The following is a 24,550-nucleotide window of genomic DNA, read 5'->3' on the forward strand; positions in this document are numbered from 1 at the left end:
ACCAGGTCTTGGGAACCGACGTCACGCATGGGCCCGGATTAACCAACAGGGTCCGTTCAGGACCGGGCCCTCGCTGTCCGGCTTCTCCGCGTATCCTCGACCCGTGCTTCTCTCAGACAAGGACATCCGGACCGAGATCGATGCCGGCCGGGTGCGGATCGACCCGTACGACGAATCGATGGTGCAGCCGTCGAGCATCGATGTGCGGTTGGACCGCTACTTCCGGGTGTTCGAGAACCACCGGTACCCGCACATCGACCCCGCCGTGGAGCAGGCGGACCTCACGCGTGAGGTGGTGCCGGACGGCGACGAGGCATTCATCCTGCATCCGGGCGAGTTTGTGCTCGCCTCGACATACGAGGTCATCACGCTCCCCGGTGACATCGCCTCGCGGCTGGAGGGCAAGTCCAGCCTCGGCCGGCTCGGGCTGCTCACGCATTCCACGGCCGGCTTCATCGACCCGGGCTTCTCCGGTCATGTGACGCTGGAGCTGTCGAACATGGCAACGCTCCCGATCAAGCTCTGGCCGGGCATGAAGATCGGGCAGTTGTGCATGTTCCGGCTGACCTCCCCGGTCGAGCATCCCTACGGGTCCGCGAAGCACGGTTCCCGTTACCAGGGCCAGCGCGGGCCGACGCCCTCGCGGTCCTTTCAGAACTTCCATCGCACGCAGGTCTGAGCAGGACCAAGCAGGACAGGGCAAGAAGCAACAGTGAGTGACAAGCGCGAGAACCTGACCTACCCGCTCTTCGGGCAGGCCATCCGGGAGCTGGCCCAGACCATCGCGGATGACGGCTATGAGCCGGACATCGTCCTGTCCATCGCACGCGGTGGCGTCTTTGTCGCGGGCGGCCTCGCCTACGCGCTGGACTGCAAGAACATCCACCTGGTGAATGTGGAGTTCTACTCCGGGGTTGGCCAGACCCTGGAGATGCCGGTCATGCTGGCGCCGGTGCCGAACGCGATCGACTTCTCGAACAAGAAGGTCCTGATCGCGGACGATGTGGCGGACACCGGCAAGACGCTGAAGCTGGTGCACGACTTCTGCCTCGACCATGTCGCCGAGGTGCGCTCCGCGGTCATCTACGAGAAGTCCCACTCCCTGGTGAAGTGCGAGTACGTCTGGAAGCGCACCGAGGCTTGGATCAACTTCCCGTGGAGTGTTGAACGGCCCGTCGTGCGGCGTGAGGGGCAGGTCCTCGACGCGTGAACGGCCGCCCGGAGGCCCGGTTCTCAGGAACCGGGCCTCCGGCCTTGTTCAGCCGCGCTTGGCCTGGACGCCTTCGGAGAGGTCGGATTCCACGCCGTTCGCGTCGACTGCCACGACCTTGTATGTGTACCAGGTGTCGTCAAGCGCCTTGATGTCCAGGTACGAGGGCCGGTCCAGCGGGTTGCCCACCACCGGGTTGATCCGCCCGTTCTCGTAGCGGTAGAGGCGGTACGTCACCCCGTCCCCGGCGACCGCGTTCCAGGAGAGCCGTATCGAGCCCGGTGAGCTCGTGGCCGTCAGGCCGGTCGGTGTGGCCGGCCGGTCGTTCGGGAGCTGTCGCGGGCGCGTGGCGCTCACGGCCGGGCGGATGCGCTCGGACTCGTTGCCCGCCTCGTCGACGGCGGTGACGGTGTAGACGCGGCCGGCGCCCGGCGGCACGTCACGGTCGAGGTAGCCCAGTTCGGGGCCGTGCACCGTGGCCACCAGCTCGAAGGGCTCGCCGTTGTCGTCCGCCCGGTAGACCTTCCAGGCCGCGGCCTTGTTGTCGCTGTAGCGGCTGACCTCCCACCGCACGTGGATGCCCTGCGAGTCGCCGTACGCCGCGAGGTCGAACGGGATGTCGGGCGGTGTGAGGTCCTTGGTGACGAAGGGGACGGACGCGGACCGCTGCGACTCGTTCTGGTGGGTGTCGAAGGCGGTGACGGCGTAGTCGTAGGCGGTTCCGTCGAAGCGTGGCTCGTCGGTGTAGTCGGTGAGGTCGGCCGTCCAAGTGGTCCCGGCCTGCTGCCAGTTGTTGGTGTGGTCCGCCCGGCGCCAGACGTGGTAGCCGCGTACGTCCGGCTCCGTGTTGCGGTCCCAGGACAGTTTGACCTTCCGGCCGTCGGCCGTGACCTTGAGTCCGAGCGGGGCGGCCGGGGCGGTGGTGTCCGGGGCGCTCGGACGGGTCGCCGGGACGGTCGTGGTCGGGCGGCTCTCCTTGCCCGCCGTGTTCAGCCGGGTGACGCGGTAGAAGACGGTCCGGTCGTACGGGGCCGTGGCGTCGAGGTAGCCGGGCGAGGACAGGGGCTTGGCGGTCAGCCGGGTCCAGGGGCCGCTCTGCCCGGTGGCGCGGTAGACGTGGTAGCCGTTGCCGGGGAGGCCGCTGTCGTGCCAGGAGAGGGTGACGCCCTTCGGCTCGGCCGAGGCGGTCAGGTCGTACGGCGCCGGGTCGGTCGGCACCGGCTTCCCGGGCGTGGTGATCCTCGCGTCGGCGGACCGCCCCGAGACATTGCCCGCCTTGTCGACGGCCGTCACGGTGTACGCGTACCCGTTGCCGTTGTCCGCCGGGCGGTCGGTGAAGGAGGGAGATGTGAGGAGCTTGGCTCCGCTGATCTTCTTCCAGGCGCCGGGGGCGCCCTGGCGCGGCAGGTCGCGGCGGTGGACCTGGTAGCCCGCGAGGTCCAGCTCGCTGTTCCTCGCCCAGCTCAGCGTCGCCTTGCCGGACTTCTTGTCGAAGGACGCCTTCAGCCCGGCCGGGGCCAGCGGCCGGACCTTGTCATCGGCCTTGCCGGTGAGGGGGGTGTAGGCGAACTTCACCCGCGCGGGGCCGGTGAAGTTGGCATAGTCCACGCGCAGGGTGTGCTTGCCCTTGGGGACGGTGACCCGCACCGACTTCTTCTGTGCGCCCTTGGTGTTCTTCCACAGGTCCACCTTGCGGGCGTTGTCGAGGTAGACGCGGATGCCGCCGGCGGCCTCGGCGGAGAAGGTGAAGGGGCCGCCCGAGCCGAAGTCGCGGGTGGTGGTCCAGCTGGCGCCGAAGTTGTCGCGGGGCAGCCCGGCCGGGGCGCCCTTGCCGTAGTTCTCGTCGATCGTGCTGTCGCAGGCGGTCTTCTTCGGGGCCCCGCGGAAGGTGGTGTTGGGGTAGAAGGCCGCCTTCCAGACGCCGGGAGCGTCAGTCCCAGGGCAGCCGAGGCGAGAGCGAGCGTCGTGGCCGAGGCGCGGCGCACGGCGTTTCGTCCGAGCATTCTGTGAGTCCTTGCTGTGCAACGTGTGGCGCAAGGATGTGGGGGGAACGCCGGGTTGATCCTGCCATAACGGGATAGTTCGCAACCAGTCGTCTTGGCTTGACGGTTGGGGCCGGTCGTGCGAGGGCCCCGGCCGCGATCGTGCCCGTCGCGGCCGGGGCCCGTTCCATGTGGCCGTCGGGCTACAGCGTGCCCAGCTTGATGATCGCCAGCAGTGCGATCAGCTGGATCGACGAGGCGCCCAGCGCCTTGGGCCAGGGGATGTCGTGCGACTTGCTCACCATCGAGGTGAACAGCACGCCCGCCAGCAGCCAGGTCGCCCAGCCCAGCAGCTGGACGAATCCGCTGTCCCCGCCCAGGAACATTGCGAAGAGCAGCCGTGGCGCGTCCGTGATCGACATGATCAGCATCGAAAGCCCCACCGTCGGCTGCCATATGCCGTCCCCGCCGAGCTGCCGGGCCAGGGTGTGGGTGACCGCGCCGAGGATCAGGCCGGAGACCAGGACGATGACACCGGCGATCAGCACCAGCGGGATGCTGTTCGCGAGCGTGGCGTTCAGCACGTCCTTGCGGGCCTTGTCGAAGCCGAAGACCGCGAGCAGGCCGTAGACAAAGGTGACGATCAGCGCCGGGCCCCACATCGCATGGTCGCGCATCCGCCAGAACGTGGCGGACGGACGCAGCACGATGCCGGTCAGCAGCTCCTTCCAGTGCAGCCTGGGGCCGGTCGGCGGAGCCGGCGCCTGCCGGCCCGGGCCATAGGTCTGGGCCTCGCCGTACGGGTCGTACCCGCCCTGGCCGGGGTGGGCGTCGGGGGCGTAGGCGTCCGGCGCCTCGCCGATGCCGAACTGCTGGGTGTGTCCCGGGTTGTCGCCGGGCCGGGCGTAGGGGTCGTGCGGTGCGTACGGGTCGTGCGGGGCCTGGTCCCGGCCGTACGCCGGACCCCCGCCGAAGTACTCCGGCTCGTCGTGGCCGCCCGGCCGCTGCCACTGCTGACCACCGCCGGGCGCGTCGCCCCGGCCACCGTACGGGGCCTGCTGCCCGGGGTGTTGTCCCTGTTGCGAGGGGCGGGGGTCGTGAGAGTCCCGTCCGCGTCCCATCCTGAATCCAGCCACGCCTTCGAACGTACCCGCTCCGGAGAGATGGCGGAGCCCGGCCGGGGTGGCCCGGCCGGGCTTTGCCGCAGAGCTGTGACAACCCCTAGGGGAAAGGTCGGGCCCTAGGGGAAAAGTCGGGGTTTAAGGGCCGGTCCCCGAAGCGGCGTTCGGGGACCGGCCGTCAGGCGCAGGCAGCGGCCGTCACTTCACCGGCTCGGGCTCCGGCGCGTCCGCCGATTCGCCGTCGCCCGCCGGCTCGGCCGGGGTCTTGACCGAGTCCAGCAGGAGCTGGGCGACGTCCACGACCTGGATCGACTCCTTCGCCTTGCCGTCGTTCTTCTTGCCGTTGACCGAGTCGGTCAGCATCACGAGGCAGAAGGGGCAGGCGGTGGAGACGATGTCGGGGTTCAAGGACAGGGCCTCGTCCACCCGCTCGTTGTTGATGCGCTTGCCGATGCGCTCCTCCATCCACATGCGCGCGCCGCCCGCGCCACAGCAGAAGCCGCGCTCCTTGTGGCGGTGCATCTCCTCGTTCCGCAGGCCCGGGACCTTGGCGATGATCTCGCGCGGGGGGGTGTAGATCTTGTTGTGGCGGCCCAGGTAGCAGGGGTCGTGGTAGGTGATCAGACCCTCGACCGGGGTGACCGGGATCAGCTTGCCCTCGTCGATGAGGTGCTGGAGCAGCTGGGTGTGGTGGATGACCTCGTACTCGCCGCCGAGCTGCGGGTATTCGTTGGCGATGGTGTTGAAGCAGTGCGGGCAGGTCGCGACGATCTTCTTCTTGGCCTTCTCGACCTTCACGCCCTCCTCTGCATCTTCACCGAAGGCCATGTTGAGCATCTCGACGTTCTGTTGGCCCAGTTGCTGGAAGAGGAACTCATTGCCCAGGCGCCGTGCCGAGTCGCCGGTGCAGTTCTCGTCGCCGCCCATGATGGCGAACTTGACGCCCGCGATGTGCAGCAGTTCCGCGAAGGCCTTGGTGGTCTTCTTGGCGCGGTCCTCGAGCGCTCCCGCGCAGCCGACCCAGTAGAGGTAGTCGACCTCGGTGAGGTCCTCGATGTCCTTGCCGACGACCGGGACCTCGAAGTTGACCTCCTTGGTCCACTGCAGGCGCTGCTTCTTGGCGAGGCCCCAGGGGTTGCCCTTCTTCTCCAGGTTCTTGAGCATCGTGCCCGCCTCGGAGGGGAAGGAGCTCTCGATCATCACCTGGTAGCGGCGCATGTCGACGATGTGGTCGACGTGTTCGATGTCGACCGGGCACTGCTCGACGCAGGCGCCGCAGGTGGTGCAGGACCACAGGACATCCGGGTCGATGACGCCGCCCAAGCCGTTGGGCGCGGCCTCAAGGGTGCCGATCAGCGGACGCTCGGCCTCCGCCAGGGCGGCCGCGGGAACGTCCGCCAGCTGCTCGGCGGTTGCCTTCTCCGCGCCCTCCGCCGTCTTGCCGCCGCCCGCGAGCAGATACGGGGCCTTGGCGTGTGCGTGGTCGCGCAGCGCCATGATGAGCATCTTCGGGGACAGCGGCTTGCCGGTGTTCCAGGCGGGGCACTGCGACTGGCAGCGGCCGCACTCGGTGCAGGTGTCGAAGTCGAGCAGGCCCTTCCAGGAGAAGTGCTCGATCTGGGACACGCCGAACTGGTCGTCCTCGCCGGGGTCTTCAAAGTCGATCGGCTTGCCGCCGGAGGTCATCGGCTGGAGGGCGCCGAGCGCCACGTCGCCGGAGGCCTCGCGCTTGAACCAGATGTTGGGGAAGGCCAGGAAGCGGTGCCAGGCCACGCCCATGTCGGTCTTCAGCGAGATCGTGATCATCCAGATGAAGGAGGTCGCGATCTTGATCATGGCGACCAGGTAGATGAGGTTCTGCAGCGTCTCGACGCTCAGCCCCCGGAAGGCCGCGACCAGCGGGTACGAGGCGAAGTACCCGGCCTGGTAGGAGCCGACGCCGTGCAGGGCGCCCTCCAGGCCGCGCAGCGTGATGATCGAGGCGCCGACGATGAGGATGACGGCCTCGACGAAGTACGCCTGGCCGAAGTTGGAACCCGCGAAGCGGGACTTGCGGCCCGCCTTGCCCGGCCTGCTCAGCTGCCGGATGGCGATCAGGGCCAGGATGCCGAGGGTCGTCACCAGGGCGAAGAACTCGACCCAGAGCTCGAATGGCAGCCATTCGCCGATGATCGGCAGCAGCCAGTCGGCCTTGAAGAGCTGTCCGACGGCGTTGACGATCGTGATCAGCAGCGAGAAGAAGCCCAGGGCGACGCCCCAGTGTGCGACGCCGACCACGCCCCAGCGGTTCATCCGGGTGTGGCCGAGGAACTCCTTGGCCACCGTGACGGTGCGTTGCGCGGGGGCGTCGGTGCGGGTGCCTGCCGGCACGGGCCCGCCCAGCCGCATATGACGGTAGATCTGTAGGACGGCACGGCCGAGCAGCGCGAAGCCGACCGCGATTAGGGCCAGCGACACAATGATCGCGGCGAGTTGCATGGCGGGCTCCTCGAACCTGCGAGAGCGGATTACTAAGCAGTAACTTAGCCGGTCTCCGCCGAGAGTACCCAGTATCCACAGGCCCTTGAACCCGCCTTGCCGGTGATCTGCATCGCGCAGGCAACCCTTGTGGCACCCGATGCGTCCGCCGCTGACCGTAAGGCCGATATAAAAGTTGAGCCCCCCTGACTCAGCTCCGTTGACAGGTTGGGATTCGTGTTGCACCCTTGAGCCTGTTCCACTCAATTCATGGAGGATCAGAGATGGCTCGTGCGGTCGGCATCGACCTGGGTACGACGAACTCCGTCGTCAGTGTTCTCGAGGGCGGTGAGCCCACCGTCATCACCAACGCCGAGGGCGCCAGGACCACGCCGTCCGTCGTCGCCTTCGCAAAGAACGGCGAGGTGCTGGTCGGCGAGGTCGCCAAGCGCCAGGCCGTTACCAACGTCGACAGGACCGTCCGGTCGGTCAAGCGCCACATGGGCACCGACTGGAAGATCAACCTGGACGGCAAGGACTTCAACCCCCAGCAGATGAGCGCCTTCATCCTGCAGAAGCTGAAGCGGGATGCCGAGGCCTACCTGGGTGAGAAGGTCACCGACGCGGTCATCACCGTGCCGGCGTACTTCAACGACTCCGAGCGCCAGGCCACCAAGGAGGCCGGTGAGATCGCGGGTCTGAACGTCCTGCGCATCGTCAACGAGCCCACCGCGGCCGCCCTGGCCTACGGTCTCGACAAGGACGACCAGACCATTCTGGTCTTCGACCTCGGTGGCGGCACCTTCGACGTCTCGCTGCTCGAGATCGGCGACGGCGTCGTCGAGGTGAAGGCCACCAACGGCGACAACCACCTCGGTGGTGACGACTGGGACCAGCGCGTCGTCGACTACCTGGTCAAGCAGTTCCAGAACGGCCACGGCGTCGACCTGTCCAAGGACAAGATGGCCCTCCAGCGCCTCCGCGAGGCCGCCGAGAAGGCCAAGATCGAGCTCTCCTCGTCCACCGAGACCACGATCAACCTGCCCTACATCACGGCCTCCGCCGAGGGCCCGCTGCACCTGGACGAGAAGCTCACCCGGGCCCAGTTCCAGCAGCTGACCTCCGACCTGCTGGAGCGCTGCAAGACCCCCTTCCACAACGTCATCAAGGACGCGGGCATCAGCCTCTCCGAGATCGACCATGTGGTGCTGGTCGGCGGCTCCACCCGGATGCCCGCCGTCGCCGAGCTCGTCAAGGAGCTGACCGGCGGCAAGGAGGCCAACAAGGGTGTGAACCCGGACGAGGTCGTCGCCATCGGCGCTTCGCTCCAGGCCGGTGTCCTCAAGGGTGAGGTCAAGGACGTCCTGCTCCTCGACGTGACCCCGCTGTCCCTCGGCATCGAGACCAAGGGCGGCATCATGACCAAGCTGATCGAGCGCAACACCACGATCCCCACCAAGCGCTCCGAGATCTTCACCACGGCCGAGGACAACCAGCCGTCCGTGCAGATCCAGGTCTACCAGGGCGAGCGCGAGATCGCGGCGTACAACAAGAAGCTCGGCATGTTCGAGCTGACCGGTCTGCCGCCGGCCCCCCGGGGCGTCCCGCAGATCGAGGTCACCTTCGACATCGACGCCAACGGCATCATGCACGTCGCCGCGAAGGACCTCGGCACGGGCAAGGAGCAGAAGATGACCGTCACCGGCGGCTCCTCGCTGCCGAAGGACGAGGTCGACCGGATGCGCGAGGAGGCCGAGAAGTACGCGGAGGAGGACCACCGCCGCCGCGAGGCCGCCGAGACCCGCAACCAGGGCGAGCAGCTGGTCTACCAGACCGAGAAGTTCCTCAAGGACAACGAGGACAAGGTCCCCGGTGAGGTCAAGGCCGAGGTCGAGGCCGCCGTCGCCGAGCTGAAGGAAAAGCTCAAGGGCGAGTCCGCCGAGGGCGACAACACAGCCGAGATCCGCACCGCGTCCGAGAAGGTCGCCGCGGTCAGCCAGAAGCTCGGCCAGGCCATGTACGCCGACGCCCAGGCCGCCCAGGGTGCCGCCGGCGCCCAGGCGGGTGCCACCGGTGCCGCCGGTGCGGGCCAGCAGGCCAAGGCCGAGGACGACGTGGTCGACGCCGAGATCGTGGACGACGAGAAGCCCGGCAAGCCGAAGGGTGGTGCATCGGCGTGACGGAGAAGGACCCGGGCTTTGAAGAGAAGCCTGAAGGCCCCTCCGACACCCCGGCCCCCGATGAGAAGGGCACACCCGCCGACCAGGCGGGTGCCGCCCCGGCCGGGGAGGAACTGGTCGAGGTAGGCCTCCAGGCGCAGCTGGACCAGGCCCAGGCGGCGCTCAACGAGCGCACCACGGACCTCCAGCGGCTCCAGGCGGAGTACCAGAACTACCGCCGCCGGGTCGAGCGGGACAGGGTCCAGGTCAAGGAGATCGCGGTCGCGAACCTCCTGTCCGAACTCCTGCCCACGCTCGACGACATCGGCCGCGCCCGTGACCATGGCGAGCTCGTCGGCGGCTTCAAGTCCGTCGCCGAGGCGCTGGAGACGGTCGTCGCCAAGATGGGCCTGCAGCAGTTCGGCAAGGAGGGCGAGCCCTTCGACCCGCTGATCCACGAGGCCCTGATGCACAGCTATGCGCCGGACGTCACCGAGACCACGTGCGTGCAGATTCTGCAGCCGGGGTATCGGATCGGCGAGCGCACGATCCGCCCCGCGCGGGTCGCGGTCGCCGAGCCCCAGCCGGGCGCCCAGTCCAAGGGGGCCGCCGAAGGCGACGGCACGGCCGCGGACGAGGAGAGCGGTGGCCCGGACGAGGGCTGACGCGATGACGCACCGGAAGAACCGGGAGGAGGGACGCCGGGGATGAGCACCAAGGACTTCGTCGAGAAGGACTACTACAAGGTCCTCGGCGTCCCCAAGGACGCCACCGAGGCGGAGATCAAGAAGGCGTACCGGAAGCTCGCCCGCGAGTACCACCCGGACGCCAACAAGGGCGACGCCGCGGCCGAGGAGCGCTTCAAGGAGATCTCCGAGGCCTATGACGTGCTGGCCGACGCCAAGCGCCGCAAGGAGTACGACGAGGCGCGCACCCTCTTCGGCAACGGGGCCCTCTTTGATCGGGGGGGCCGTCCCGGGCCGGGCGGCGGCGGTTCGTTCAACTTCGACCTGGGCGACCTCTTCGGGGGCGCCCAGGGCGGGGCCGGTGGCGGTGGCTTCGGCGGCGGCGGGATCGGCGACGTCTTCGGCGGCCTCTTCAACCGCGGCGGCACCACCCGCACCCAGCCGCGCCGCGGCCAGGACATCGAGTCCGAGGTGACGCTCAGCTTCACCGAGGCCGTGGAGGGGGCCACCGTCCCGCTCCGGATGTCCTCCTCGGCGGCCTGCAAGGCCTGCTCCGGCACGGGCGACAAAAACGGTACGCCCAGGGTCTGCCCGACCTGCGTCGGCACCGGCCAGGTGTCCCGCGGCACCGGCGGCGGCTTCTCGCTGACCGACCCCTGCCCCGACTGCAAGGGCCGTGGGCTGATCCCCGAGAACCCTTGCGACACCTGCAAGGGCAGCGGGCGCGCCACTTCTTCGCGCACCATGCAGGTCCGCATCCCCGCCGGAGTCTCCGACAGCCAGCGGATCCGGCTGCGCGGCAAGGGCGCACCGGGCGAGCGCGGCGGCCCCAACGGCGACCTCTATGTCGTGGTGCACGTCGGCACCCACCCGGTCTTTGGCCGCAAGGGCGACAATCTGACCGTCACCGTGCCCGTCACCTTCACGGAGGCGGCGCTCGGCGGCGAGGTCAAGGTCCCCACCCTCGGCGGACCCCCGGTCACCCTCAAGCTCCCCGCGGGCACCCCCAACGGCCGCACCATGCGAGCCCGCGGCAAGGGCGCCGTGCGCAAGGACGGCACCCGCGGCGATCTGCTGGTCACCGTGGAGGTGACGGTCCCCAAGGACCTCGCCGACAAGGCCCGGGAGGCCCTGGAGACCTACCGTGACGCGACCGCGGGCGAAGACCCGCGCGCGGAGCTCTTCCAGGCAGCGAAGGGAGCGTGACCCGTGAACCCCATGGACGGCGACGGTCGCAGCCGGCGCTTTGCAGCAGCACAGCCGTATGAGCTGACCGATGAATCGCCGGTGTACGTCATCTCCGTGGCGGCCCAGCTGTCGGGCCTGCACCCGCAGACCCTGCGGCAGTACGACCGCCTGGGCCTGGTCTCCCCCGACCGCACGGCCGGGCGCGGCCGTCGCTACTCGGCCCGCGACATCGAGCTGCTCCGCCAGGTGCAGCAGCTGAGCCAGGACGAGGGCATCAACCTCGCCGGCATCAAGCGCATCATCGAGCTGGAGAACCAGGTCGCCGCGCTCGGCGCCCGCGTCGCGGAACTCCAGGCGGTGGTCGACGGCGCGGCCGCGGCCATACAGCAGCGCGAGGCCGCCGTCCATGCCTCGTACCGCCGCGACCTGGTCCCGTACCAGGACGTACAGCAGACCAGTGCCCTGGTGGTCTGGCGCCCCAGACGCGATAGGTGAGTCGCGACCGGTGAGTATGGACGGGGCCGGCCCCGTCCATACTCAGACCCCTCCGTACTCAGAACATCGTGTTGTCGTTGAAGGCCAGGTCGAAGAAGGCCGTTGCGAGCTTCTTGTTCTGGTCGAGGTCGGTCATCTGCCGTTCCTTTCATTCCTTTCGTGCCTTTCGTGGAGGGGTGCCGGTCACCAGGGGACGATCGCGTCCGCCGCCCCGTCGTTGTCGCCGCGGAAGGTGCCGGTCGGCCCGTCCGGCCCCAGCAGTGCGAGTGCCACCGGGACTTCGGCTCCCAGCTCGGGCGTACGCCTGCCCCGGTCGAAGGGCGAGTCGGAGTTGAGGTCGGTGGCCACCAGCCCCGGGTTCGCGGCGTTGACGCGGATCCCCGTCTCGCGGAGTGCGTTCGCGTACAGCACCGTGACCGCGTTCAGCGCGGCCTTGGAGGAGCTGTAGGCGAGCAGGCCGCGCTGCGAGATGGGGTTGCCGGGGTCGCTCAGCAGGTTCAACGAGCCCAGCGGGCTGGACAGGTTGACGATGCGGCCGGCCGGGGAGCGGCGCAGCAGGGGGATGCAGGCCCGGGTCATCGCGACCGCGCCGAAGACGTTCACCTCGAAGGCCCGCCGGATCTGCTCGGCGGTGATCTCCTCGACGGAGACGCCCCATTCGACGACCACGCCCGCATTGTTGACGAGGGTGTCCAGCCGCCCGCACTCCTTCTCGATCCGCTTGACCGCCGCCTCGACCTGCTGCCCGTCGGTCACATCGAGCCGGACGAACCGGATGCCGGCCCTGGCACCGCCGAGCTCGGCCGCGGCCGCCTCGCCTCGTCCGGCGTCCCGGGCGCCGAGATAGACGGTCATCCCCTCGGCGGCCAGCCGCCGGGCGATCTCCCGCCCGATGCCCTTGTTGGCGCCGGTCACCAGCGCGACTTGGCCGTGGTGTGGCCGGTTCCGGTTGCTCATGGTGGCGCCGCCTTTGCGTGCGATCGACAGTGGGACCTTGGCAGGCCTTGGCGGGCCTTGGCGGGCCCTGGTGAGGCCCTGGCCCTGGTGGAACACCTCAACTCCACCAGGTGACCGGTCAGTTGCGGAAAGACCGATTCGGTCCGATGCCATACCCTGTGGGTATGGTCGATCTGGAGGTACGGGAGTTGCTCTACTTCCGGTCCGTGGCCGAAGAGCTCAACTTCTCGCGCGCCGCGGAGCGGCTGGGAATGGCTCAACCGCCGCTGTCCCGGGCCATCCGCCAACTGGAGCGGCGGCTGGGCGTGCAGCTCTTTGAGCGCTACAACCGCCGGGTCAGGCTGACCGTCGCCGGGGCGACCCTGCTCGAGGAGTCGGGGCGCGCGCTCGACGCCATGTCGGCGGCGGCCCGCCGCACCCGCCGGGCGGGCCCCGCCACGCCCACCCTGGTGGTCACGGCGAAGGCGGGGGTGGCCACGGACCTGCTGCGCGGGATCGTGGGGGCGTTCAGCAGGGTGCCGGGCGCCCCGCGGGTGGAGATCACCGTGAGCGGGTACGGCGAGCAGGCGCCCATGGTGCGCGACGGCCGGGCCGACCTGGCGCTGGTGGGCTCCCCCTTCGACTGGAGCGGGCTGGACCACGAGCCATTGCTCACCGAGCCCAGGGTCGCCGCCCTCCCGGCCGACCATGAACTGACCCGGCGCGCGGTGTTGAGCTGCCGCGACCTGATGGGCCTGCCCATGCCGCGCTGCCCCGAGGCCTCCGCGCCCGATCACGACTACTGGGCGGGCCGGGACCTACACCCCGGCCCAGCAACTACCCCCGTTCCAGGCCCCGTTGTACACGACAGCTCGCAACTGCTGGAGTCCGTCGCCCTGGGCCAGGCCGTCGCCCTGATCCCCGCCTCCCTGGCCGAGCGCAACGCCCGGGCCGACGTCGTCTACCGCCCGGTGCCCGACGCCAGCCCGTATGCGCTGGCGATCGCCTGGCGGGACGGTGTCTGCGGGGAGTGGATGGGCCGCCTGGTACGGACCGCGGTGGAGCTGACGGCGGGGGTGGCGGAGGCGGCGTAGCGGTTGTTGGTCCGTGCTTCGACTTGGCCCGCTTTCCTTCCGCCAAACAGGATAATTCGGGCTCTAGTTGGAGGGTTTTCGATACCGGTTCATGCGTGAACCACTCAACCACCGCGTGGCCTGGCGTACTGTTGATCGACAGAGCCTGGCCCGCGAGCTCTCGCTCCCCGGCCGGGCCGTCTCCCACCACCACCACTCAGTGATGGAGCCCACTCGTGCCCGAATCATCCCTGCCGCAGCATGCCCGCGGCCCCCGCGAGGTACTGGCCGCCTACCATCGCGCAATGCTTGCCTGGTCTGCCGATGACCTCGCCGACCTCTATGCCCCCGATGCCGTGCATGAGTTCCCCTTCCTCACCCCCGGGCGGCCGGATCGCTATCAGGGGCGGGAAGAGATCCGGGCCGGTTACCGGGAGGCCTGGGGGGCCACCTCGGTGCGTCTTCAGGAGATCCATGATGTGGTGGTCTTTGACGCCGCGGACCCCGAGGTGATCGTTGCGCAATGGGCCGCCACCGCCACGGCGGGGCCCGGGGGCTCCCCGGCCACGCTCACCGGGGTGCTGATCCTGCGGGTGCGGCACGGCCTGATTGTGCACGCCCTCGATTACATGGACTCGCTCGGCACGTTCCACGCGTTGGACCGACTGCCCGTGCTGTTCAGCGCACTTGAGGGCCGGGAGTCCGCCGGTTCGCCGGACTCCCGGCCCTGATGGGCGTCAGGGCTGCTGTTTCGGGGTGTTGGGCGGGGTGTTGGGGAGGAGGGCGCTCAGGGTCTTCGCGATGTGCGCCTCGGCCGCGGCCTTGTCGATGCCCAGGCCGGTAAGCATGCCCGTGCCGCCCTCGAACTCCAGGAGCGCCAGCAGGATGTGCTCGGTGCCGATGTAGTTGTGGCCCATGCGCAGGGCCTCGCGGTAGGTGAGTTCCAGTGCCTTCTTCGCCCCGGCGTCGAAGGGGGTGAGGGCGGGGAGCTGCTCGGCCGGTGCCGGCAGCGCCGCGGTCGCCTCCTGCCGGACGGTGTCCAGCAGTACGCCCTGCGCCGTGATCGCCGCCGCGGCGAGCCCTTCCGGCTCGCTCAGCAGCCCGAGTACCAGGTGTTCCGGGCCGATTGTGTCGTTGTGGGCGGCGTGGGCCTCGTTCTGTGCGGCCACCACGACGTTCTTTGCGCGGATGGTGTAGCGGCTGAACCCCTCGCTGGGGTCGGGGTCGGAGGGGACGAAGCGCTTCTGGGCCGCCTGCCTGGTGACCCCCATGCTCTTGCCGATGTCGGTCCAGGAGGCGCCCGAGCGCCGTGCCTGGTCCACGAAGTGGCCGATCAGATGGTCGGCCACGTCGCCGAGGTGGTCCGCGGCGATGACCGCGTCGGAGAGCTGGTCGAGCGCGTCGGAGTGGGACTTCTTGATGGCTTCGATCAGGTCGTCGAGCCGGATCGGGTGTGTCGGGGTGACTGGATTCGCCATGCGTCAACCATAGGTTGACAGTCCAGGGTGTGTCAACGGGAAGTTGACGGTGGCGGGAGGCAAAGCCCCTACTGGGTGGGGCAGTTCGCGATGCGGGGGTGTTCAGGCCTGGCCCAGGGCCCGGGTGACGGCTATCTCGATCAGTACGCGGTCGGGGTTGGGGGCGGGGGTGCGTCCATACCGCTCGGCGTAGCGGGCGACGGCGTCGGCTACCGCGTCCCCCTCGGCGCGGACCACGGCCACGCCCTCGAGGGTGGCCCAGGTGCCGCCGGGGGCGACCTGGCAGACGGCCACCCGGGCGCCGCCGGGGGCGGCCTGGATGTTGGCGACCTTGCGGCTGTGCTTGCGGGTGATGATCCGGGCGGTGCGGGTGCCGGGGTCGAAGGTGACGCCCACCGGGACGACATGCGGGGTGCCGTTGGGGCGGAGGGTCGTCAGGGTGGGGAAGTGGCGCTCTCGCCAGAAGGCGAGGTAGGCGTCGGGGAGGTTGTTCAGGTCGTGGGCCATGCGGGCCAGGGTAGTTGCGGGGGGGATGGTCAGAGGAAGTCGGCGGTGTCGAGGTCGAAGGAGAAGGGGGCGGGGAGGGGGAGGGGCTTGCCGAAGTCGACGGTGTGGATCTCGGTGTAGTCGGCGCCCTCGGGGTCGCTGAAGAGGGTCACCGTGTTCTCCTCGCGGTCCACGAGGAGGTAAAGGGGGATGCCTCCGAGGGCGTAGCAGTGCCGCTTGGTGATGCGGTCGCGGTCGGCCCTGGTGCTGGTCACCTCTACGACCAGGGCGACGTCGTCGGGGGGCATCCAAGATGGCGCGCCACGGTAGAGACTCAGTTCCCGGGGGGCGAATGTGGCGTCCGGGATGGCGTAGTTCTTGGGGCACATCCCGCTTCGCGGGAGCTTCAGGCCCTTGTTGCCCGAGACGTCCATGTCGGTGGCTGACTTGTGTAGCACTTGCCTGATGAGACGGCTGAAGTAGTGCTCGTGATCGCCGTCCGGCGCCGGTGACACGACGATCTCCCCCTCGATGAGCTCGGCCCGGAACCCCTCGGGGGTGTCCAGGGCGAGGAAGTAGTCCAGGAGGGTCTCTTCCTGCGTGCGCGGCGGCTCGTGTGCCATAACCGTCATGCTGCACCCCCTTGTGTTGGGAAGCCAGCCTGACCGGCTTTCTGCGGTGGCGGGGGCCTCTTCGGGCCGTTTCACTCGCAGGAGAGGGTGTGATCTCCGTAACATGCCCTCAGGTAGAGATTGAGCTGGGTAGACTCAACTTATTGCACGTTGCTGGCAGCAATACAGACCCAAGGAGGGCCGCGTCGCCGTGGATGCCGAGCTGACCAACAAGAGCCGTGAGGCGCTGAGCGCCGCCCAGGAGCGGGCCGTGTCGGCCGGGCATGCCGATATGACGCCCGCCCATCTGCTGCTGGCCCTGCTGGCCGGGCAGGAGAACGAGAACCTGCTCGACCTGCTGGCCGCCGTGGAGGCGGACGCCGCCGCGCTGCGCGGCGGGGCCGAGCGGCAGTTGGCCGCGCTGCCCAGCGTGCAGGGCTCGACCGTGGCACCGCCGCAGCCGAGCCGGGATCTGCTGGCGGTGATCGCCGATGCGGCGCAGCGGGCCCGGGAGTTGGGGGACGAGTATGTCTCGACCGAGCACCTGCTCATCGGCCTGGCCGCCAAGGGCGGCCGCACCGGCGAGCTGCTGGAGCAGCAGGGGGCCTCGGCGGAGAAGCTGCTGGCGGCGTTCGAGAAGGCGCGGGGCGGGCAGCGGGTGACGACTCCCGATCCGGAGGGCACCTACAAGGCGCTGGAGAAGTTCGGTACGGACTTCACCGCCGCCGCGCGGGACGGCAAGCTCGATCCGGTGATCGGCCGGGATCATGAGATCCGGCGGGTCGTACAGGTGTTGTCGCGCCGGACCAAGAACAACCCGGTGCTGATCGGTGAACCGGGGGTGGGCAAGACCGCCGTCGTCGAGGGGCTGGCGCAGCGGATAGTGAAGGGGGATGTCCCCGAGTCGCTGAAGAACAAGCGGCTGGTCTCGCTCGACCTGGGGGCGATGGTCGCGGGTGCGAAGTACCGGGGCGAGTTCGAGGAGCGGCTGAAGACCGTCCTCGCGGAGATCAAGTCCAGCGAGGGGCAGATCATCACGTTCATCGACGAGCTGCACACGGTGGTGGGGGCGGGGGCCGGCGGGGATTCGGCCATGGACGCGGGCAATATGCTCAAGCCCATGCTCGCCCGCGGCGAGTTGCGCATGGTGGGCGCGACCACGCTGGACGAGTACCGCGAGCGGATCGAGAAGGACCCGGCGCTGGAGCGCCGCTTCCAGCAGGTGCTGGTGGCCGAGCCCTCCGTGGAGGATTCGATCGCGATCCTGCGCGGGCTCAAGGGGCGGTACGAGGCGCACCACAAGGTGCAGATCGCGGACTCGGCGCTGGTGGCCGCGGCCTCCCTCTCGGACCGGTACATCACCTCGCGGTTCCTGCCGGACAAGGCCATCGACCTGGTGGACGAGGCCGCCTCCCGGCTGCGGATGGAGATCGACTCCTCGCCGGTGGAGATCGATGAACTGCAGCGCGCGGTCGACCGGTTGAAGATGGAGGAGCTGGCGCTCAAGAACGAGTCGGACGAGGCGAGCAAGGAGCGGCTGGCCAAGCTGCGCCGTGACCTGGCCGACAAGGAGGAGGAGCTGCGCGGGCTCACCGCGCGCTGGGAGAAGGAGAAGCAGTCCCTCAACCGGGTCGGTGAGCTCAAGGAGCGGCTGGACGGGCTGCGCGGCCAGGCCGAGCGGGCGCAGCGGGACGGCGACTTCGACACCGCCTCCAAGCTGCTGTACGGGGAGATCCCGGCGGTGGAGCGGGAGTTGGCGGAGGCCGCGCAGGCCGAGGCGGCGGCCGAGCAGGAGGCGTCCGCCCGGAACCTGATGGTCAAGGAGGAGGTCGGGCCGGACGACATCGCCGAGGTGGTGGCCGCCTGGACGGGCATCCCGGCGGGGCGGCTGCTGGAGGGCGAGACACAGAAGCTGCTGCGCATGGAGGGGGAGCTGGGCAAGCGGCTGATCGGGCAGGAGGAGGCCGTCCGGGCGGTGTCCGACGCGGTGCGCCGGTCGCGGGCCGGGATCGCGGACCCGGACCGGCCGACGGGGTCCTTCCTGTTCCTGGGGCCCACCGGGGTGGGCAAGACGGAGCTGGCGAAGGCGCTGGCGGACTTCCTCTTCGACGACGAGCGGGCGATGGTCCGCATCGACATGAGCGAGTACGGCGAGAAGCACTCGGTGGCCCGGCTGGTCGGCGCCCCGCCCGGCTATGTGGGCTACGAGGAGGGCGGGCAGCTGACCGAGGCGGTGCGCCGCCGCCCGTACACCGTGGTGCTGCTGGACGAGGTGGAGAAGGCGCACCACGAGGTCTTTGACATCCTGCTGCAGGTGCTGGACGACGGGCGGCTGACCGATGGGCAGGGCCGGACGGTCGACTTCCGCAATGTCATCCTGATCCTCACCTCCAACCTGGGTTCGGCCTTCCTGGCCGATCCGCTGCTCAAGGAGGAGCAGAAGAAGGAGCGGGTGCTGGAGACCGTACGGGCCTCCTTCCGGCCCGAGTTCCTCAACCGGCTCGACGACATCGTGGTCTTCCACCCGCTGGGCGTCGGCCAGCTGGAGCGGATCGCGCAGATCCAGATCGACGGGTTGCAGCGGCGGCTCGCCGAGCGGCGGCTGACGCTGGAGGTGAGCGAGGGCGCGCTGCGCTGGCTGGCCTCGCTGGGGCGTGATGCCGAGGGCCAGGCGCCGGATCTCACCTATGGTGCCCGGCCGCTGCGGCGGCTGGTGCAGACCGCGATCGGTGATCAGCTGGCGCGGGCGATCCTGGCGGGCGAGGTCCGGGACGGTGACACGGTGCGGGTGGACCGGGTGCCGGGCTGGGGCGAGGGGCTGTCGGTGACGACGGCGTAGGGCGTGGCCTGTGCAGCCGGAAAGCCGCCGGGTGAGAGACGCGTACGCCAGGGGTTGCGGGGCGGGGGCGGGTGTGAGGGAGGATGGCGGTATCCGTACGAAGGGAAATCCACGGTGAGCATCGACCCGTCCTCGATTCCGAATTTCGGGGGCCAGCCCGAGCCGCAGCCCGAAGGGGGCCCGGCGGGGCCCGTCATCCCCGACCAGGACCTGGTCAAGCAGCTGCTGGAGCAGATGGAGCTGAAGTACCTCGTCGATGACGAGGGCGACCTCGCGGCGCCGTGGGAGCAGTTCCGTACGTATTTCATGTTCCGTGGCGAGGAGGAGCAGCAGGTCTTCTCGGTGCGGACGTTCTACGACCGGCCGCATGACCTCGAGGACCGGACCAAGATCCTCGAGGCCATCGACGAGTGGAACCGCCGCACCCTGTGGCCGAAGGTCTATACGCACACCAATGACGACGGCACCATGCGCCTGATCGGTGAGGCGCAGATGCTGATCGGTGTGGGTGTCGCGCTGGAGCACTTTGTGTCCAGCACGGTCAGCTGGGTGCGGGCGTCGATCGAGTTCGACAAGTGGCTCGTGGAGCAGCTGGGGCTGGAGGCCGAGATCGAGGGCGATGAGGACAAGCCCGACGACGAGGCGTAGGTGCTCGGCGGTTACCACCGGGGCGTTACGTCAGGGCATTACATGGGGATGCGGGCGATCGTCAGCAGATACGTTCCGTAGACGAAGGAGAGCCCGGCCAGCGCGCCCGCCGTCACGATGGCGGTGCGCGGCCGGGCTCTTGCCATGGCCAGGGCCGGCGGGAGCAGTAGCGGGAAGGCCGGGAGCAGGAAGCGCGGCTTGGAGGCGAAGTAGCTGGAGCCGCCGACGGCGATCACGCACAGTACGAGTACGTAGCAGAGCAGCGCGGCGGGCGGCCGGTCCAGGGCGAGGAAGACCAGCGAGACCAGGGCGACGGCCAGGATGATCAGGGCGCCGTAGTAGGCCAGGTAGTCGCGGCCGATGAAGAGGTGGCGGACAAACCTGAAGGCGTCCGCCCCGAAGTCGAAGCGGGAGCCCCAGCGGCGCTGGATGTCGAAGTAGCCCAGCGGGCCGTCGCCGGAGTGGTATCCGGCCCAGATGACATAGCCGGTCCAGCCGAGCGGGGCGAGGGCGGCGCCGGTCCAGGTCCGCCAGTCGGTGCGGGTGCGCGGGTCGCGCCAGAGGGCGAGCGTGGTGGCGCAGCCGACGGCGGCGGCGACGGCGATGGCGTTGGGCCGGGAGAGCCCGGCGAGCAGGGCGAGGAGGCCGGCCCAGATGCGGCGGCCGGTGAGGGTCGCATAGAGCGCCCAGGCGGCGAGGGCGGTCAGCAGCGACTCGGTGTAGGCCATGGTCTGCACGATGGCGTTGGGCAGCAGGCCCCAGAGGAGGACCAGCAGGGTGGCCGTGCGGCGGCCGTGCAGCTGTTCGCCGACGGCGTAGATGCCCCAGGCGGCGGCGGTGGCCGAGGCCCAGGCGACCAGCAGTCCGGCGGTGACGACGGTGAGCGGCAGGACGGTCGCCACGGCGTGCACCAGGCCGGGGAAGAGCGGGAAGAACGCCAGGTCGTTGAAGATCACGCCGCGGGTGGTGGGGGACGGGAGGACCAGCCCATAGCCGTCGCGGGCGATGCCCGCGTACCAGATGCCGTCCCAGGAGTGGCCGAGCAGGGTGCGCGGGTGGCGGCCGATGGCCCAGGCCCAGGTGGCCATGGCGGCCATTCCGGTCAGCCGGGCCGCGGCGTACAGCCCCAGCGCGGGTGCGGCCCGGCGCAGTGCTTCGCGGACGCGGTCCAGGCGGGGGGTGCTGCCGCCGTGGGGGACGCGGCGCGGCTCGGGGGTTTGTAGGGGCACGGCGGTGTCGGCTGACACGGGGGCACCTCCATACCGGGCGGAGGGGGCCAGGGCCCGTGCCGACCCATCGGACACGCCCTGAACCCGACGGGCGGGCATATCGACCATGCGGCCCGTGCCTCGCGCGCGCGGTGCGTCACGCCCGTACGGGGCGTGGCTTCCACCCACTCGGCGGCACCGGGGCCGGATCCCCGGACAGAACCTAGGGTGGGTGCGGATCAAGGTCTGGACGGAACGGATTGGGGAGGGACCGCATGGTCATGGACTGGCAGCCGGCGGCGCGGGTCGCGGGCCTGGGCACATCGGTCTTCACGGAGATGACGGAGCTGGCGAAGCGCACCGGGGCGGTCAACCTGGGCCAGGGGGTGCCGGAACTGGCGCCCCCGCGCGCGCTGCTGGAGGATGCTGCGGCGGCGCTGCTCGGGGGCGCCAACCAGTACCCGCCCGCCCATGGCTTCCCGGTGCTGCGGGAGGCGATCGCCGCGCACCAGCTGCGGCGGTACGGGCTGGAGTACCGGGCGCAGGACGAGGTGCTGGTGACCACGGGGGCCACCGAGGCGCTGGCGGCGGCGCTGCTGGGGTTGTGCGATCCGGGCGATGAGGTGCTGGCCTTTGACCCCTGCTATGACGCCTATCCGGCGGGCGCCCGGTTCGCGGGGGCGACGCTGACCGGGGTGCCGCTGGCGGTGGCGGGCGACCGGTTCGTCCTGGACGCGGACGCGCTGCGGGCGGCCGTCACGCCGCGCACCCGGATCCTGGTGCTGAACACGCCGCACAATCCGACCGGCAAGGTGTTCACGGACGCGGAGTTGGCGGTCATCGCCGGGGTGGCGCTGGAGCACGATCTGATCGTGGTGACCGACGAGGTGTATGAGCACCTGGTCTACGACGGCGGGGAGCACCGGACGATCGCCGCGCTGCCGGGCATGCGGGAGCGGACGCTGACGATCTCCTCGGCGGGCAAGACCTTCAGCGTCACGGGCTGGAAGATCGGCTGGGTGTGCGGGCCGGCCCGGCTGGTGGCGGCCCTCGCGGGGGTGAAGCAGTTTCTGACCTATGCCTCGGGAACGCCCTATCAGGAGGCATTGGCACGGATGTTGGGGGGCGTGGAGGAGTGGGCGGCGGAGTTGCGGCGGACGTTGGGGCGCAATCGTGACCTGCTGAGCGAGGGACTGGCGCGCGCCGGGTTGCGTCCCTATCGCGCGGACGCCGGGTATTTCCTGCAGGCCGACATCCGCGCGTGGGGGCACGGGGACGGCGTGCGATTCTGCCGCGAACTCTCTTTGCGCGCCGGGGTGGTGGCCATTCCGACGACCGCCTTCTATGTGCGACCCGGCGCCCCGTCCCATCTGGTGCGATTCTCGTTCTGCAAGCGGGAGGAGTCGGTCCGGGAGGCCGTTGAGAAGTTGGTAAAGGCGGTTTGATCTGGGGATTTGCAAGTGGCCCATGCTAAGCCGCATATGCGCCCGGCGGAGTTCCAACTCCCGCCGGGCGTTATTTTGTTGAACGTTTGAACTGTCCCCCCCCACGGGCGGATGGAAAATCGCCGATGATGGGTAAAACTGCGGTACGCGCCGCTAGATTTATGCTCCTCTCTCATTCAGCGCCACGTTCAGAGGAAGCTCCTCGGATTTCCTTGAAAACCCCTCAAGCGGAACCAGGACCCTCCAATGTGGGCATGAGCCGGTGCACTCGAAGGCCTGGTCCTCCTCGGGGCGGGCCGGCACCACCCTCCACTGCTCGCTCGCGGAGCCGACCCCATGCTCACCACCCTCAAGACCGGTTACACCGACACCCGCGCGGCGGATCTCGCGTGGTGTCTCGGCAGAGAACCCCTCCCGGCCCTGGCCGTCATGGATCTCCAATTCGCCGGGTCATCCGTCCAGTTGAGGCTGCTCGGCGCCTCCCACCAGGTACTTCTCAAGGAGGACGGCGGAGTGTGCTCCGAGACCGTCGCCTGCATACCCGGCAGCAGCACCCCCCTCCCGCTGGGCGTCGCCAAGCGCGTCGGCGCCTGGGAGTACGAGTTCGCGGCGCGTGTCGAGACGCTCTCGCGCTGTTCGTTCGCGGGGCGCGCGCAGGAGCTGCTGGCGCTGGTCGCCGAGCATCCACAGGGCCTGGCCGGAACGTTTCCCGGCAGCCCGCACGCGTTCACCGCGCTGCTTGCTCAACAACGGGACGGGCAGGTCAGCTGGCGCACCTGGCACGCCTATCCGCAGGAGGGGCGGCTGGTCGTCACCCGCACCCGGGTGGGTGTGCGGATCGGCTGCGCCCCGCTGGGTGCCGGTGCCCCGGGCGCCTCGGGGGCCGGGTCCGCGGTGCAGGGTGCGGGCCTCAACTCGCCCGGGGACCATGAGCATTGAACTCTTGTGGGTGACAGGAAGTTGCTGGATCGTGACGTAGCGTTCCCGCATGATCTACCGTCCGGTACCAGCGCGACTGCCCGTACCGGCCGGGCTCGGCCGCCTCCTCGTGCTGACCACCGTCTTCATCTGCGCCGCCTGCGGGCTGGTGTACGAGCTGGAACTGGTCGCCCTGGCCTCGTACCTCATCGGCGACTCGGTCACCCAGGCGTCCGTCGTGCTGTCGGTGATGGTCTTCGCCATGGGCATCGGCTCGCTGCTCGCCAAGCGGCTGCGCGGCCGCGCGGCGGTCGGGTTCGCACTGGTCGAGGCGGTGCTCGCGCTGCTCGGCGGGCTGTCGGCCATGGCCCTGTACGCCTGCTTCGCCTGGTACGGCCAGGCCCGGCTCGCCCTGGTGGGCTTCTCGCTCGCCATCGGGGTGCTGATCGGGGCCGAGGTGCCGCTGCTGATGACCCTCATCCAGCGCATCCGCCGGCAGGACGCGGGCGGCGCGGTCGCCGATCTCTTCGCCGCCGACTATGTGGGGGCGCTGGTCGGCGGGCTCGCCTTTCCCTTTCTGCTGCTGCCGGTGCTGGGGCAGTTGACGGGCGCGCTGGTGACCGGCGCGGTCAACGCCGTCGCGGGCGGGGCGCTGGTGCTCTGGCTCTTCCGCCGTGATCTGAGCGTCCGGGCGCGCTGGGTGCTGGTCGTCGCCAACGGTCTGGTGCTGGTGCTGCTCGCCGTCTGTTCGGTGCTCACCGGCTCGTTCGAGCGGGCCGCACGGCATGCGGTGTACGGAGCGGACGTACGGATCGCCGTACAGACGGGCCTCCAGGAGGTGGTGCTCACCGGCGGCGGCGCGAGCGGCAGGCCGCTCTCGCTCTTCCTGGACGGGCGGCTGCGGGTCGGCGGCGGCGATGGCTTCCGCTACCCCGAGGCGCTTGTGCACCCCGCGATGGCGGGCCCGCACCGACGGATCCTGGTGCTGGGCGGTGGCGACGGACTCGCCGTACGCGAGGTGCTGCGCTATGCGGATGTGGCTTCGGTGACCGTCGTTGAGCCCGATTCCACCGTGGTGCGCCTGGCCCGCTCCGACCCCGGGCTCGCCGCGCTCAACCAGGACGCCTACCGGGACCGGCGGGTGTCGGTGGCCGGATCGGGCCTCTTCGAGTGGCTGCGCGGGCGCCGGGAGAGCGGAGCGGACTCCTATGACGTGGCGATCTGCGATCTGCCCGACCCGCTGAGCGCGGCCGGTGCCAAGCTGTACTCCCAGGAGTTCTACGGGCTGGTGGCACGGCAGTTGGCGGTGGGCGGCCGGGTCGCGGTGCACGGCGGCGGATTCGGTGCGGGTCCGCACACCTTCTGGACGGTGGATGCGACGGTGCGTTCGGTCGGACTGCGCACCGCGCCGTACCGGGTGGGGGACTGGGGGCTGTTGCTGGCCTCCCGCACGCCGGTGGCCCTGCGGTTGCCGCGGGAGCGGCCCGGGTTGCGGTCGCTGACGCCCGACGCGCTCGCCGCGGCTGCGCCGGCCGCCGAACACACCTGGGAGGCAGGGGTGTTGCCGTCCACGCTGATGCATCCGCGGTATTAGGGCCGGGGCGCCCCAG

General features: G+C 69.8%; 21 protein-coding genes. 13 read left to right on the forward strand and 8 right to left on the reverse strand.

What is annotated here, in order from left to right:
- The first annotated feature begins 103 nt into the window (after positions 1 to 103).
- Positions 104 to 679, forward strand: coding sequence for a dCTP deaminase (gene dcd, locus ABCR83_RS20090; RefSeq protein WP_462696468.1), 576 nt, complete (start codon positions 104 to 106; stop codon positions 677 to 679).
- A 33-nt stretch (positions 680 to 712) separates the two neighbouring features.
- On the forward strand, positions 713 to 1,210 hold the full coding sequence (locus ABCR83_RS20095; RefSeq protein WP_462696469.1) for a phosphoribosyltransferase: 498 nt from the start codon (positions 713 to 715) through the stop codon (positions 1,208 to 1,210).
- A gap of 48 nt (positions 1,211 to 1,258) precedes the next feature.
- Here the strand turns inward: ABCR83_RS20095 and ABCR83_RS20100 are convergent, their stop codons facing one another.
- The 3 genes from ABCR83_RS20100 to ABCR83_RS20110 form a co-directional block, all read right to left on the reverse strand.
- A complete protein-coding gene (locus tag ABCR83_RS20100) occupies positions 1,259 to 3,235 on the reverse strand; it encodes a PA14 domain-containing protein (protein ID WP_462696470.1) in 1,977 nt (658 codons plus the stop codon).
- Positions 3,236 to 3,395: 160 nt separating this feature from the next.
- On the reverse strand, positions 3,396 to 4,313 hold the full coding sequence (locus tag ABCR83_RS20105; protein WP_462696522.1) for a Yip1 family protein: 918 nt from the start codon (positions 4,311 to 4,313) through the stop codon (positions 3,396 to 3,398).
- Positions 4,314 to 4,511: 198 nt separating this feature from the next.
- Complete coding sequence (locus tag ABCR83_RS20110) at positions 4,512 to 6,791, reverse strand: (Fe-S)-binding protein (RefSeq protein WP_462696471.1); 2,280 nt, start codon at positions 6,789 to 6,791, stop codon at positions 4,512 to 4,514.
- Between the two features lie 263 nt (positions 6,792 to 7,054).
- Here ABCR83_RS20110 and dnaK point away from each other — a divergent pair, with 263 nt between their 5' ends.
- Genes dnaK through ABCR83_RS20130 form a run of 4 tightly spaced genes read left to right on the forward strand, consistent with a single transcriptional unit; the run spans position 7,055 to position 11,298 of the window.
- A complete protein-coding gene (dnaK, locus tag ABCR83_RS20115) occupies positions 7,055 to 8,950 on the forward strand; it encodes a molecular chaperone DnaK (RefSeq protein WP_462696472.1) in 1,896 nt (631 codons plus the stop codon).
- Positions 8,947 to 9,594, forward strand: coding sequence for a nucleotide exchange factor GrpE (gene grpE / locus ABCR83_RS20120; protein ID WP_462696473.1), 648 nt, complete (start codon positions 8,947 to 8,949; stop codon positions 9,592 to 9,594). Before dnaK ends, grpE begins: the two co-directional genes overlap by 4 nt.
- A gap of 42 nt (positions 9,595 to 9,636) precedes the next feature.
- Positions 9,637 to 10,821 carry a molecular chaperone DnaJ gene (gene dnaJ, locus ABCR83_RS20125; protein ID WP_462696474.1) on the forward strand — a complete coding sequence of 395 codons (1,185 nt, stop codon included), beginning with the start codon at positions 9,637 to 9,639 and terminating at the stop codon, positions 10,819 to 10,821.
- A 12-nt stretch (positions 10,822 to 10,833) separates the two neighbouring features.
- The gene (locus ABCR83_RS20130; protein ID WP_462696523.1) at positions 10,834 to 11,298 is read left to right on the forward strand and encodes a heat shock protein transcriptional repressor HspR; all 465 of its coding nucleotides are present in this window, start codon (positions 10,834 to 10,836) and stop codon (positions 11,296 to 11,298) included.
- 183 nt (positions 11,299 to 11,481) lie between these two features.
- Here the strand turns inward: ABCR83_RS20130 and ABCR83_RS20135 are convergent, their stop codons facing one another.
- Positions 11,482 to 12,255 carry an SDR family NAD(P)-dependent oxidoreductase gene (locus ABCR83_RS20135; RefSeq protein WP_462696475.1) on the reverse strand — a complete coding sequence of 258 codons (774 nt, stop codon included), beginning with the start codon at positions 12,253 to 12,255 and terminating at the stop codon, positions 11,482 to 11,484.
- Between the two features lie 164 nt (positions 12,256 to 12,419).
- Here ABCR83_RS20135 and ABCR83_RS20140 point away from each other — a divergent pair, with 164 nt between their 5' ends.
- On the forward strand, positions 12,420 to 13,328 hold the full coding sequence (locus ABCR83_RS20140) for a LysR family transcriptional regulator (RefSeq protein WP_462696476.1): 909 nt from the start codon (positions 12,420 to 12,422) through the stop codon (positions 13,326 to 13,328).
- 215 nt (positions 13,329 to 13,543) lie between these two features.
- Positions 13,544 to 14,038, forward strand: coding sequence for a nuclear transport factor 2 family protein (locus ABCR83_RS20145; RefSeq protein ID WP_462696477.1), 495 nt, complete (start codon positions 13,544 to 13,546; stop codon positions 14,036 to 14,038).
- A 6-nt stretch (positions 14,039 to 14,044) separates the two neighbouring features.
- Here ABCR83_RS20145 and ABCR83_RS20150 read toward each other — a convergent pair whose 3' ends face one another.
- The 3 genes from ABCR83_RS20150 to ABCR83_RS20160 form a co-directional block, all read right to left on the reverse strand.
- Positions 14,045 to 14,785, reverse strand: a complete 741-nt coding sequence (locus ABCR83_RS20150) for a Clp protease N-terminal domain-containing protein (protein ID WP_462696478.1) — start codon at positions 14,783 to 14,785, stop codon at positions 14,045 to 14,047.
- 102 nt (positions 14,786 to 14,887) lie between these two features.
- Positions 14,888 to 15,292 (reverse strand): pyridoxamine 5'-phosphate oxidase family protein, encoded by a 405-nt coding sequence (locus tag ABCR83_RS20155; RefSeq protein ID WP_462696479.1) that lies wholly within the window; start codon positions 15,290 to 15,292, stop codon positions 14,888 to 14,890.
- 29 nt (positions 15,293 to 15,321) lie between these two features.
- On the reverse strand, positions 15,322 to 15,894 hold the full coding sequence (locus ABCR83_RS20160) for a Uma2 family endonuclease (protein ID WP_462696524.1): 573 nt from the start codon (positions 15,892 to 15,894) through the stop codon (positions 15,322 to 15,324).
- A 199-nt stretch (positions 15,895 to 16,093) separates the two neighbouring features.
- On the opposite strand from ABCR83_RS20160, the gene clpB reads away from it, so the two are divergent.
- The gene (clpB, locus tag ABCR83_RS20165; protein ID WP_462696480.1) at positions 16,094 to 18,721 is read left to right on the forward strand and encodes an ATP-dependent chaperone ClpB; all 2,628 of its coding nucleotides are present in this window, start codon (positions 16,094 to 16,096) and stop codon (positions 18,719 to 18,721) included.
- A gap of 114 nt (positions 18,722 to 18,835) precedes the next feature.
- Positions 18,836 to 19,369 carry a YbjN domain-containing protein gene (locus tag ABCR83_RS20170; protein ID WP_462696481.1) on the forward strand — a complete coding sequence of 178 codons (534 nt, stop codon included), beginning with the start codon at positions 18,836 to 18,838 and terminating at the stop codon, positions 19,367 to 19,369.
- 38 nt (positions 19,370 to 19,407) lie between these two features.
- On the opposite strand, the gene ABCR83_RS20175 is transcribed toward ABCR83_RS20170, so the two are convergent.
- On the reverse strand, positions 19,408 to 20,616 hold the full coding sequence (locus ABCR83_RS20175; protein ID WP_462696482.1) for a hypothetical protein: 1,209 nt from the start codon (positions 20,614 to 20,616) through the stop codon (positions 19,408 to 19,410).
- Between the two features lie 242 nt (positions 20,617 to 20,858).
- Here ABCR83_RS20175 and ABCR83_RS20180 point away from each other — a divergent pair, with 242 nt between their 5' ends.
- The 3 genes from ABCR83_RS20180 (at position 20,859) to ABCR83_RS20190 (ending at position 24,534) form a co-directional block, all read left to right on the forward strand.
- Positions 20,859 to 22,022, forward strand: coding sequence for an aminotransferase class I/II-fold pyridoxal phosphate-dependent enzyme (locus ABCR83_RS20180; protein WP_462696483.1), 1,164 nt, complete (start codon positions 20,859 to 20,861; stop codon positions 22,020 to 22,022).
- 336 nt (positions 22,023 to 22,358) lie between these two features.
- Positions 22,359 to 22,961 carry a DUF2617 family protein gene (locus tag ABCR83_RS20185; RefSeq protein WP_462696484.1) on the forward strand — a complete coding sequence of 201 codons (603 nt, stop codon included), beginning with the start codon at positions 22,359 to 22,361 and terminating at the stop codon, positions 22,959 to 22,961.
- 49 nt (positions 22,962 to 23,010) lie between these two features.
- Entirely contained in the window at positions 23,011 to 24,534 is a 1,524-nt protein-coding gene (locus tag ABCR83_RS20190; protein WP_462696485.1) for a polyamine aminopropyltransferase, read from the forward strand.
- Positions 24,535 to 24,550: the final 16 nt, after the last annotated feature.

It is taken from the genome of Streptomyces xingningensis (assembly GCF_054957865.1).

Coding starts and splice junctions, on each gene's coding strand:
- ABCR83_RS20105 (WP_462696522.1), bottom strand. CDS start 4,313: ATGGGACGCGGACGGGACTCTCACGACCCCCGCCCCTCGCAACAGGGA.
- ABCR83_RS20110 (WP_462696471.1), bottom strand. CDS start 6,791: ATGCAACTCGCCGCGATCATTGTGTCGCTGGCCCTAATCGCGGTCGGC.
- dnaK (WP_462696472.1), top strand. CDS start 7,055: ATGGCTCGTGCGGTCGGCATCGACCTGGGTACGACGAACTCCGTCGTC.
- dnaJ (WP_462696474.1), top strand. CDS start 9,637: ATGAGCACCAAGGACTTCGTCGAGAAGGACTACTACAAGGTCCTCGGC.
- ABCR83_RS20130 (WP_462696523.1), top strand. CDS start 10,834: ATGGACGGCGACGGTCGCAGCCGGCGCTTTGCAGCAGCACAGCCGTAT.
- ABCR83_RS20135 (WP_462696475.1), bottom strand. CDS start 12,255: ATGAGCAACCGGAACCGGCCACACCACGGCCAAGTCGCGCTGGTGACC.
- ABCR83_RS20140 (WP_462696476.1), top strand. CDS start 12,420: ATGGTCGATCTGGAGGTACGGGAGTTGCTCTACTTCCGGTCCGTGGCC.
- ABCR83_RS20150 (WP_462696478.1), bottom strand. CDS start 14,785: ATGGCGAATCCAGTCACCCCGACACACCCGATCCGGCTCGACGACCTG.
- ABCR83_RS20155 (WP_462696479.1), bottom strand. CDS start 15,292: ATGGCCCACGACCTGAACAACCTCCCCGACGCCTACCTCGCCTTCTGG.
- ABCR83_RS20160 (WP_462696524.1), bottom strand. CDS start 15,894: ATGGCACACGAGCCGCCGCGCACGCAGGAAGAGACCCTCCTGGACTAC.
- ABCR83_RS20180 (WP_462696483.1), top strand. CDS start 20,859: ATGGACTGGCAGCCGGCGGCGCGGGTCGCGGGCCTGGGCACATCGGTC.
- ABCR83_RS20185 (WP_462696484.1), top strand. CDS start 22,359: ATGCTCACCACCCTCAAGACCGGTTACACCGACACCCGCGCGGCGGAT.
- ABCR83_RS20190 (WP_462696485.1), top strand. CDS start 23,011: ATGATCTACCGTCCGGTACCAGCGCGACTGCCCGTACCGGCCGGGCTC.